Origin of the sequence: Roseateles sp. (assembly GCF_052436255.1) — a bacterium.
Lineage (GTDB): Bacteria > Pseudomonadota > Gammaproteobacteria > Burkholderiales > Burkholderiaceae_C > Pelomonas.
Map to the genome: position 1 here is coordinate 37,983 of NZ_JBQVNP010000029.1, position 8,683 is coordinate 46,665.

11 protein-coding genes are annotated in these 8,683 nt (G+C 68.6%); 1 reads left to right on the forward strand and 10 read right to left on the reverse strand.

The window, feature by feature from the left end; translation table 11 throughout:
• The first annotated feature begins 31 nt into the window (after positions 1-31).
• Entirely contained in the window at positions 32-415 is a 384-nt protein-coding gene (locus ACT6S0_RS09390) for a hypothetical protein (protein ID WP_444763638.1), read from the forward strand.
• An 18-nt stretch (positions 416-433) separates the two neighbouring features.
• Here the strand turns inward: ACT6S0_RS09390 and ACT6S0_RS09395 are convergent, their stop codons facing one another.
• The 10 genes from ACT6S0_RS09395 to ACT6S0_RS09440 form a co-directional block, all read right to left on the reverse strand.
• On the reverse strand, positions 434-802 hold the full coding sequence (locus ACT6S0_RS09395; RefSeq protein ID WP_444763639.1) for a YbaN family protein: 369 nt from the start codon (positions 800-802) through the stop codon (positions 434-436).
• A gap of 9 nt (positions 803-811) precedes the next feature.
• Positions 812-1,582 carry an ABC transporter ATP-binding protein gene (locus ACT6S0_RS09400; RefSeq protein ID WP_444763640.1) on the reverse strand — a complete coding sequence of 257 codons (771 nt, stop codon included), beginning with the start codon at positions 1,580-1,582 and terminating at the stop codon, positions 812-814.
• A gap of 10 nt (positions 1,583-1,592) precedes the next feature.
• The gene (locus tag ACT6S0_RS09405; RefSeq protein ID WP_444763641.1) at positions 1,593-2,717 is read right to left on the reverse strand and encodes a succinylglutamate desuccinylase/aspartoacylase family protein; all 1,125 of its coding nucleotides are present in this window, start codon (positions 2,715-2,717) and stop codon (positions 1,593-1,595) included.
• Positions 2,718-2,719: 2 nt separating this feature from the next.
• Complete coding sequence (locus ACT6S0_RS09410; protein ID WP_444763642.1) at positions 2,720-3,406, reverse strand: ABC transporter permease; 687 nt, start codon at positions 3,404-3,406, stop codon at positions 2,720-2,722.
• A gap of 70 nt (positions 3,407-3,476) precedes the next feature.
• The gene (locus ACT6S0_RS09415) at positions 3,477-4,169 is read right to left on the reverse strand and encodes an ABC transporter permease (protein ID WP_444763643.1); all 693 of its coding nucleotides are present in this window, start codon (positions 4,167-4,169) and stop codon (positions 3,477-3,479) included.
• Positions 4,170-4,288: 119 nt separating this feature from the next.
• The gene (locus ACT6S0_RS09420) at positions 4,289-5,071 is read right to left on the reverse strand and encodes an ABC transporter substrate-binding protein (RefSeq protein ID WP_444763644.1); all 783 of its coding nucleotides are present in this window, start codon (positions 5,069-5,071) and stop codon (positions 4,289-4,291) included.
• Positions 5,072-5,090: 19 nt separating this feature from the next.
• Complete coding sequence (locus ACT6S0_RS09425) at positions 5,091-6,047, reverse strand: alpha/beta fold hydrolase (RefSeq protein WP_444763645.1); 957 nt, start codon at positions 6,045-6,047, stop codon at positions 5,091-5,093.
• The gene (locus ACT6S0_RS09430; RefSeq protein WP_444763646.1) at positions 6,044-6,781 is read right to left on the reverse strand and encodes a sulfurtransferase; all 738 of its coding nucleotides are present in this window, start codon (positions 6,779-6,781) and stop codon (positions 6,044-6,046) included. The genes ACT6S0_RS09425 and ACT6S0_RS09430 overlap by 4 nt, the downstream gene beginning before the upstream one ends.
• 22 nt (positions 6,782-6,803) lie before the next feature.
• Positions 6,804-7,904, reverse strand: coding sequence for an HD domain-containing phosphohydrolase (locus ACT6S0_RS09435; protein ID WP_444763647.1), 1,101 nt, complete (start codon positions 7,902-7,904; stop codon positions 6,804-6,806).
• 5 nt (positions 7,905-7,909) lie between these two features.
• A partial coding sequence (locus tag ACT6S0_RS09440; RefSeq protein WP_444763648.1) for an ATP-binding response regulator occupies positions 7,910-8,683 on the reverse strand: 774 nt, incomplete at its 5' end.

The window sequence follows — 8,683 nt, forward strand, 5'->3', positions numbered from 1 at the left end:
GTGCGAGCCGGGCGTTAGTTCAGGGAGAACCATGTCAATTCATCTCACCGGCCGGTCGGCCGTCACCGTCGCTTGCGCGCGCGCACTTGCCGCCTGCGGCGGCGGCGGCGGCGCGAAGAAGGAATCCATGCGCCGCGACACGCGGCTGTCGCTGCGCACCGAGACCGTGGGCATGGCGCGCACCAGCATCGGCTACACCAGCAAGCTCGGCAGCAGCCAGTTCGGCGTCGGGGAGGTGGCCATCACCACACCACAGCCGCTTGTCATCACCGGCAGCGACAGCTATCCGGGCAGCGGCCAGCTGCTGGTGCGCGGCAACGCGAATTCGGCGGTGCGCATCACCGCGCTGAACGATGCCCAGGGCGATGGCACTTACGAGACGCAGACCGTGAAGACCTGGGCCGAACTCGAATAGGCATGCGCCCGTCTTGAGCTAAGCGTCCGGCCGCAGCCACAGCCATCCGGCCACGACGACCATCACGGCCGGCGCTCCCAGCTGCAGCGCCAGCGGCAGCGGCAGGAACTGCATCATCACCGCGCTGCAGGCCATCATGACCGTGGCCAGCCACTTGGCACGGCGAGGCACGGCGCCGCGCTCGCGCCAGCTGCGGATGCTGGGGCCGAAATGCGCGTGCGCCAGCATCCACTGCTCCAGCGCCGGCCAGCCATTGCTTGCCGCCCAGGCCGCCACCAGCAGGAAGGGCACGGTCGGCATCACCGGCAAGACGACGCCGATCAACGCCAGCAGCAGCATCAGCAAGGCCAGGGCGCGCCACAGCAACCGGATTGCCGCCTTGCGCATTGCCAGGTCCTATTTCAGGCCGCCGCTGAGGAACTGCTGCAGGCGCTCGGTTTGCGGCTTCAGCAGCATCTCTTTCGGGTTGCCTTCCTCCTCGACACGCCCCTGGTGCAGGAAAAGGCAGTGGTTGGAAACCTCGCGTGCAAAGCCCATCTCATGCGTCACGACGATCATGGTGCGGCCTTCGCCGGCCAGGTCGCGCATGACCTTGAGCACTTCGCCGACCAGCTCTGGATCGAGCGCCGACGTCGGCTCGTCGAACAGCATCACCTCGGGGTCGACGGCCAGCGCGCGGGCGATGGCCACGCGCTGCTGCTCGCCGCCCGACAACTGGGCCGGGTAGACATGGGCGCGGTGCGAAACGCCGACCCGCGCCAGCAGCGCCTGCGCCCGCTCGACGGCCTCGGCCCTGGGCTTGCCGAGCACGTGCATGGGCGCCTCGATGACGTTCTCCAGCACCGTCATATGGGCCCAGAGGTTGAAGTTCTGGAACACCATGGCCAGCTTGGCGCGCCAGCGCTGCAACTGTCTGGCGTCGCTCGCCTTCAGGCTGCCGTCGCGGTCGCGCGTCAGCTTCAGGGTCTCGCCGCACAGGCTGAGCTCGCCCTCATGCGGCTGCTCCAGCAGGTTGAGGCAGCGCAGCAGGGTGCTCTTGCCGGAGCCGCTGGAGCCGATCAGCGTGACGACATCGCCGGCCTTTGCGGCGAAGGAAATGCCCTTGAGCACTTCGCGCTCGCCGAAGCGCTTGTGGATGTTGGTAGCCTGGAGTTGGATGTCGCTCATGGGTTGGATGTCATGCGCCGAGCAGCTTGCCGGTGCGCAGCGCTTGCTTGCCGGCGACTTTGGCGACGCGCATGCCGGCGTTGGCAAAGCGCAGGAAGTCGCGCGCAAAAAACAGGCCGTCTACGGGGCTTTTCAACTCGGTGACCGTGGCGGTGATGGGGTCGATGACATGGGCCAGCACGTCGCCCTCACGCACTTCGGCGCCGACCTCCTTCAGGAAGGTCAGCACGCCCGGCACCGGGGACTTGATCGGCATGCTGCCGGCCAGCGGTCGGGCGTCGCCGACGGCGGGCGGCAGCTCGGGTTTGTCGCCCGCGATCAGGCCGCGCCAGCGCAGGAAGTCGACGATATGGCGCGCATCGGCCTCGGCGAGTTCGTGCGTCACGTCGGTGGCGCCGCGCAGTTCCACCGTCACCGACAGGCAGGCCTGCGGGATGGGGAAGCGCTGGCCCTGGCTGTTGAAGTGCCTGTCCCACTTCCACCAGACCTGGGAACAGGCTTCGTCGAAGGGGTTGTCGCCCGAGTCCTGCGCCAACAGCGTCAGGCGCGAACGCAGGAAGCGCGCGAGCGGCTCGCAGTCGGGCCAGCAGGGCGTCTCGGTGTAGAGATGCATCAGCGCCTGGGCATCGCAGTGCAGGTCCAGCACGATGTCGGCGTCGCAGGACAGGCCGAGCAAGCTGCGGCGCAGCGACTGCAGTTCGGTGTCGACCGGCGCAGCCAGTACCGCGGCCTTCAATGCACGGCGCAGGACGGTGACGTTGGCCGCCGCGTCCATGCCCAGCTCGGGCTCGACCGCGGCGGCGACGGCAGCAATCTGGTCGGGGTAGTGGCGGTTGAAGTTCTCGCCCGACATCAGCTCGAAGCGGCCCAGGTGGCCGTGCAGCAGGAACTGGCTCAGGCCGATGGGATTGGCCATCGGCACGAGGATGATCTCGCCGCTGATCTGGCCTTGCGCTTCCAGCGCGCCCAGCTGCAGGCGCAGGTGGTGGGCCACGAGCATGCCGGGCAGTTCGTCGCCATGCAAGGAGGCCTGGATATAGGCCTTCTGCGCACCGGGCTGGCCATAGTGCAGCGAGACCAGTTCGCGCTGGGTGCCGGGGGCGGGCGCGATGAGGGGATGGCGGCGAGTCTGCATGATCAGCGCGACATCATCGGCTTGAGCCAGCGGTTCTCGGCCCAGCGGAACAGGCCGACCAGGCTGAGCGTCAGCGCGAGGTAGAAGGCGCCGGCGGTGATGAAGGCCTCGAAGGGCAGGTAGTACTTGGCGTTGACGGCGCGTGCCGCGCCAGTCAGGTCGAGCAGCGTCACGACGCTGGCCAGCGACGTGCCGTGCAGCATGAAGATGGCCTCGTTGCCGTAGGCCGGCAGCGCGCGGCGCAGCGCGGCCGGCAGCACGATGCGGCGCAGCATCAGGCTGCGGCTGAGTCCCAGCGCCTTGGCCGCCTCGATCTCGCCGGCCGGCAGGGCACGGATGCTGCCGGCAATGATCTCGGTGGTGTAGGCCGCGGTGTTCAATGTGAAGGTCAGCCATGCGCAGAAGGTGGCCGACGACAGCCAGGGCCAGGCCCAGCTCTCGCGCACCGTGTCGAACTGCGCCAGCCCGTAGTAGCACAGGAAGAGCTGCACCAGCATCGGCGTACCGCGGAACACATAGGTGTAGGCCCAGACGATGCGCGATGCGATGCCGCGCGAGACGGTGCGGACCAGGGCCAGCGGCAGCGCCAGCAGCAGGCCGGCGGACAGCGATAGCGCCAACAGCTTGAGCGTGACGAGCAGGCCCGAAAGGTACATCGGAAAGTTGTCACCGACGGCTTCGAAGTTCATGGTGCGCCCCTGGCGCTGAATGTCGCCTCGCCATGCCGGGCGCGAGGCCCCCCGGGCAACCGTGCGGCCCTCACAGCTTCCCCTCTCTCACGCCGATGGCCAGGCGCCGCTGCGCCCAGGCGAAGGCCAGCTCCGACACGGTCGTGAACGCGAGGTAGATCAGCGCCACGGCCAGGTAGAAGCTGAACGGCTCGCGGGTGGTGCCGGCGGCCTGCTGGCCGCGCGTCATCAGGTCCGACAGGCCGATGATCGACACGATGGCCGTGCTCTTGATCAGTACCAGCCAGTTGTTGGAAATGCCCGGCAGCGCGTGGCGCAACATCTGCGGCGCGGTGATGCGCCACAGCACCTGGCGCGGGCTCATGCCGAAGGCCAGGCCGGCCTCGCGCTGGCCCGGCGCCACGGCCAGGAAGGCGCCGCGGAAGGCCTCGGTCAGGTAGGCGCCGAAGATGAAGCCGATGGTCAGCACGCCGGCGATGAAGGGGTTGATGTCGATGTATTCCGCATAGCCCAGCATGGGTGCAACGCTGTTGACGACCACCTGGCCGCCGTAGAAGACGAGCAGCATCAACACCAGGTCGGGCACGCCTCGGATCAGCGTCGTGTAGAGGCCGGCGAGGGCTTGGGCAATGCGCGAGCGCGACAGCTTGGCCAGTGCGCCAATCAGGCCCAGCAGCGCCGCGATCAACAGCGACGACAGCGCCAGGCCAAGCGTGACGGTGGCGCCTTCGAGCAGGCTGGGAAGAAATCCGTGCAACAACATGCAGAAGGCCGATGCTCAGCGCACAGGGCTGACGAGGGGCAGGAAGCTCTTTTGACTGGTGCTGCGCTCCATGCTGTTGCGCATGCCCTTCATCCCGGCCGGGGCGGAGCGGCGCCGCATCACTTCTTCTGCGGGGAGATGTCGTAGTCGAAGTACTTGTCGGCCAGCTTCTTGAAGCCGCCATTGGCCTGCAGCGCGTCGATGGCGGCGTTGAACTTCTTGCCGAGCGTGGCCTCATCGGCCTTGCGCATGCCGACGCCGGTGCCGACGCCGAAGATCTTGTCGTCCAGGATGGCCGGGCCGGCAAAGGCAAAGCCTTTGCCCTCGGGCTTCTTCAGGAAGCCGAAGTCCGCGGCGGGCGCGTCCATCAGCGTCGCGTCCAGACGGCCCGACTTCAGGTCCAGGAAGACCTGGTCCTGGCTGCCGTAGCGCACGATCTCGCTCTGCTTGAAGACGGCCGTGGCATAGGTCTCATGCGTCGTACCGCGCTGCACGCCGATCTTCTTGCCCTTCAGGCCGGCGGCCGTGGGTTCGAGCTTGGCGCCGGTCTTGGCGACGAGGCGGGCGGGCGTTGCGTAGTAGGGCTTGCTGAACGCGATGACCTTCTGGCGCTCCTCGGTGATGGAGACGCTGGCGAAGATGGCGTCGACCTTGCGCGACTGCAACGCCGGGATCAGGCCGTCGAAATCCTGCTGCACCAGCGTGCATTGCGCGCCCATCGAGGCGCAATAGGCCTGCACCAGCTCGATCTCGAAGCCCTTCAACTTGCCGTCAGGGCCGATCTCGGAGAAGGGCGGGTAGGCGCCTTCGACGCCGATGCGCAGCTTCTTCCATTCGGGAGCCTGGGCCTGGGCCAACGAGGCGGCAGCCAGGAGGGTCAGGGCAAGGAGGCGGGTCTTCATGGGAGGTCCTTTTTGGGGATCAAGGTTTGACTTGAGGTAGCCAGTCGCGCAAGGCCGCAAGGGTAGCAGTCGGGTCTTCCTCCTGCGGCACATGGCCCAGCTTCGGGAAAACCACCAGGCGGCTGTCCGGGATGCCCTTCTGGAATTCGCGGCCCCATTGCGGCGGGATCAGCCGGTCGCGGTCGCCCCAGAGGATGAGCGTGGGCACCCTGATCTCGCCCAGCCGCTCGACCGGGCCCGCACCGAGCTGGTCCATGCGCCGCATCAGCGCGACACGGTTGCCCTCGCGCAATGTCAGCTCGTAATAGCGGTCCACCAGTGTTGCAGTGACTCGGCTCGGGTCGCCATAGACATCCAGCACGCTGGCCTCGATGGCTCGGCGCGGCAGCAGCCAGCGCATGGGCTCGCGGACCACGGGGATGCGGGCGATGCGAAACCCCAGCGGCAGCGACTCGGGCACGAACTCAAAGCCGGCGGCATCAACCAGCACCAGGCCGGCGACGCGCGCCGGGTCGGCCAGGGCCAGCTGCCAGGCGATCTCGCCGCCGAGGGAGTTGCCGCCGACGATGGCGCGGCCCACGCCCAGGCGCGACAGCAGATTGCGCACGAAGGCGATGTAGCGGGCGTTGCTGTAGTCGTGGTCCGCGTTCGGCCCGGTCAGGCCGAAGCCGGGCAGGTCGAAGCTGATGACGCGGCGTGTGGCGCTCAGCTCGGCCACCCAGCCCTCCCACGTGTGCAGGCTGGCGCCGGTGCCGTGGATGAGCACCAGGGGCAGCGGGTCGCCGCTGGGCCCCTGGTCGCGGAAGTGCACGAGCTGCCCGTCCAGCTCGATGAAGTCCGACGGTGGCGGCGCCCAGCGCGCCACCAGGCTGTCCAGCGAGCGGTCCGGTGCCTTGCTGACGGCAAAGCCCAGGGCGGCCAGCATCAACAGGATGCCGAAGGCCTTCAGGGCAAGGTCGCTGAATCTGCCGCTCACGTCGGGCTCAGGTCGGCGTTGACGCCCCTGCGATCGTCGAAGACGAAGCAGTTGCCGTGGTAGTGCTTGCCACCGGTGTCCTCGAAGAATTTCAGGATGCCGCCGTCCAGTTGCCAAGCCGTCAGGCCTTGTTCCTCCAGCACCATGGCGGCTTTTTCGCAGCGGATGCCGCCGGTGCAATAGCTCACCACGGTCTTGCCGACAAGCTCGTGCTTGTGCGCGGCCACGGCCGCGGGGAAGTCGCTGAACTTGTCCAGCCGCCAGTCGATGGCGTTGTCGAACGCGCCCTGGTCGACCTCGAAGCCGTTGCGCGTGTCCAGCAGCACGACCTCGCGGCCGTCGTCGTCATGGCCCTGGTCCAGCCAGCGCACCAGCGTTGCTGGCGCCAGCGCGGGCGCGCGCGGCGCCCGGTCGGGACGAACCGTGGGCCGGTTCATGCGGATGATCTCCGGCTTGACCTTGACCTTCAGGCGCTGGAAGGGCTGTACCTCGCTCCAGCTTTCCTTGGGTGTCAGCATGGCCAAGCGCGCGTCGGCGCGCAGCTCGTCCACCCAGCGGCGCACCGCGTCGGCCGCGCCGGCCAGGAAGAGGTTGATGCCTTCCTCGGCGATCAGCACCGTGCCCTTGAGGCCCAGCGCTTCGGCGCTGGCGTGCAGGCGCTCGCGCAGCGCCGCCGTGTCGGTCAGAGAGACGAAGAGATAGCAGGAGATGTTGAGGATGGGGCCGGTCTGCATGAGGCCGCGGATTATCCCCGGCTCAGTCTGCCCATTGCGAGGCGATGCCCCGCACCGCGTCCAGGCAGGCGTTCAGCGCATCGACGACGCGCGGGTCGAAATGGCTGCCGCTGCCGTTGCGGATGAAGGCGAGCGCCTCCTCGTGCGTCATGGCCTGCTTGTAGGGGCGCGCACTGATCAGCGCGTCGTAGACGTCGGCGACCGCCATCAACCGGGCGGACAACGGGATGGCCTCGCCGGCCAGGCCGTCGGGGTAGCCGCTGCCGTCCCACTTCTCGTGGTGGTGGCGGGCGATCTGCTTGCCGAAGGTCAGCATCGGGCCGGCGTCGTCGCCGAGGCGGTCGATGGCGCGCTGCAGCAGGTCGGCGCCATGCTCGGCATGGGTCTTCATGACCCGCCATTCGTCGGGCGACAGCTTGCCCGGCTTGAGCAGGATGCCGTCGGGGATGGCCACCTTGCCGATGTCGTGCAGCGGCGCGGCCTTGGCCAGTTCGTCGATGGCGTATTCGGTCAGGTCGGCCGGGCCGTCGGGCTGGGCGGCGATCCAGCGTGCCAATGTGCGTACGTATTCCTGCGTGCGCTGGATGTGGTTGCCGGTGTCGGCGTCACGGAACTCGGCCAGGCCGACCATGACGAAGAGGGTGGTGTCGCGCAGGCGCTCGACCTCGCGCCGGCGCGCGTCCAGCTCGTGGCTCAAGTGCGCGTTGTGGCTCAGCAGGTGGTCCTCGGCCAGCTTGAGCTGCAGATGGGTGTGCACGCGCGCCAGCACGGTGGCCGGGTTGAAGGGCTTGTGGATGAAGTCGGCGCCGCCGGCTTCGAAGCCGGCGCTCTCGTCCTCGGGCCGGGTCAGCGCGGTCAGGAAGATGACGGGCACGCGGCGCGTGGCCGGGTCGCATTTCAGTTGGCGGCAGACCTCATAGCCGTCCAGCCCAGGCATCATCACGTCCAGCACGATGAGGTCGGGTGGCTGGCGGCGGCAAATCTCCAGCGCCTTGGCGCCACTGACCGCCAGCTGCACCCGGTAGTCGGGCTTGAGCACCTGGGCCAGCAGCGTCAGATTGGCGGGCGTGTCGTCGACGACGAGCACGGTGGCCTGGGTGGCAGCAGCGATATCGGGCGGCATCGTCGTCATTGCTTTGGAGCATCCTCGCTGGCATGGACAGGGCCGCGCAAGGCGGCCTGGGCCTCGTCGAAATCGAAACGCTGCATCGCGCCGGCCAGGGCCTTGGCCTGGCGGGCAGGCAGCGCATCGATGAAGGCGGACTCATGTTGCTCCCACAGCGTCAGCGCGTTGCTGTCGGCATCGCCCAGCAGCGTGTCGAGCTCGCTGATCAGCGTGGCCGGGTCGGCGCTCGTCGCGTCAGGGTCCCCCACTTCGGGCAAGGGCATGTCGACCGGCAGCGGCCGGTCCAGGTCCAGCAGGCGGCGCAGCAGGTGAGGCAGCAGCGGCTTGGGGCAAAGCGCCTCGGCACCCTGGCGTTGTGCGCGCTCGCGCAGCACCGGTGTGTCGAAGGCGCTCAGCAGCACGATGCGGCGGGCGCGCGGCGGCCCGCTCTGCGTCAGCCGGGACAGCAGCTCGCCGCCCTCCATGTCGGGCAGCACCCAGTCGATGACGAGCAGGTCATAGGGCTGGCTGGCGGGCACCGCCACCCGCCGCGCCAGCGCCTGGCGACCCTGGGCCAGCAGGTCGACGCGGGTGTTGGGGGCCAGCGCCTTCAGCAGGGCCAGCAAGTACTCGTGGCCGCCACTGTGTGCGGCCTGCACGAGCAGCACGCGGCGCGCCGGCGGCGGCGGTGGCAGCGTGTAGTCGGCGCAGGGCGACGGCGGCAGGGCCAGCTCGAACTCGCTGCCGCGCCCTGGTGCGCTGCGGGCGGACAGCGTGCCGCCCATGCGCTCGGCCAG

Bases quoted from the DNA above. Each gene is read 5' to 3' on its own strand.
- ACT6S0_RS09390 (WP_444763638.1), top strand. From the start codon at position 32: ATGTCAATTCATCTCACCGGCCGGTCGGCCGTCACCGTCGCTTGCGCG.
- ACT6S0_RS09395 (WP_444763639.1), bottom strand. From the start codon at position 802: ATGCGCAAGGCGGCAATCCGGTTGCTGTGGCGCGCCCTGGCCTTGCTG.
- ACT6S0_RS09400 (WP_444763640.1), bottom strand. From the start codon at position 1,582: ATGAGCGACATCCAACTCCAGGCTACCAACATCCACAAGCGCTTCGGC.
- ACT6S0_RS09405 (WP_444763641.1), bottom strand. From the start codon at position 2,717: ATGCAGACTCGCCGCCATCCCCTCATCGCGCCCGCCCCCGGCACCCAG.
- ACT6S0_RS09410 (WP_444763642.1), bottom strand. From the start codon at position 3,406: ATGAACTTCGAAGCCGTCGGTGACAACTTTCCGATGTACCTTTCGGGC.
- ACT6S0_RS09415 (WP_444763643.1), bottom strand. From the start codon at position 4,169: ATGTTGTTGCACGGATTTCTTCCCAGCCTGCTCGAAGGCGCCACCGTC.
- ACT6S0_RS09420 (WP_444763644.1), bottom strand. From the start codon at position 5,071: ATGAAGACCCGCCTCCTTGCCCTGACCCTCCTGGCTGCCGCCTCGTTG.
- ACT6S0_RS09430 (WP_444763646.1), bottom strand. From the start codon at position 6,781: ATGCAGACCGGCCCCATCCTCAACATCTCCTGCTATCTCTTCGTCTCT.
- ACT6S0_RS09435 (WP_444763647.1), bottom strand. From the start codon at position 7,904: ATGCCGCCCGATATCGCTGCTGCCACCCAGGCCACCGTGCTCGTCGTC.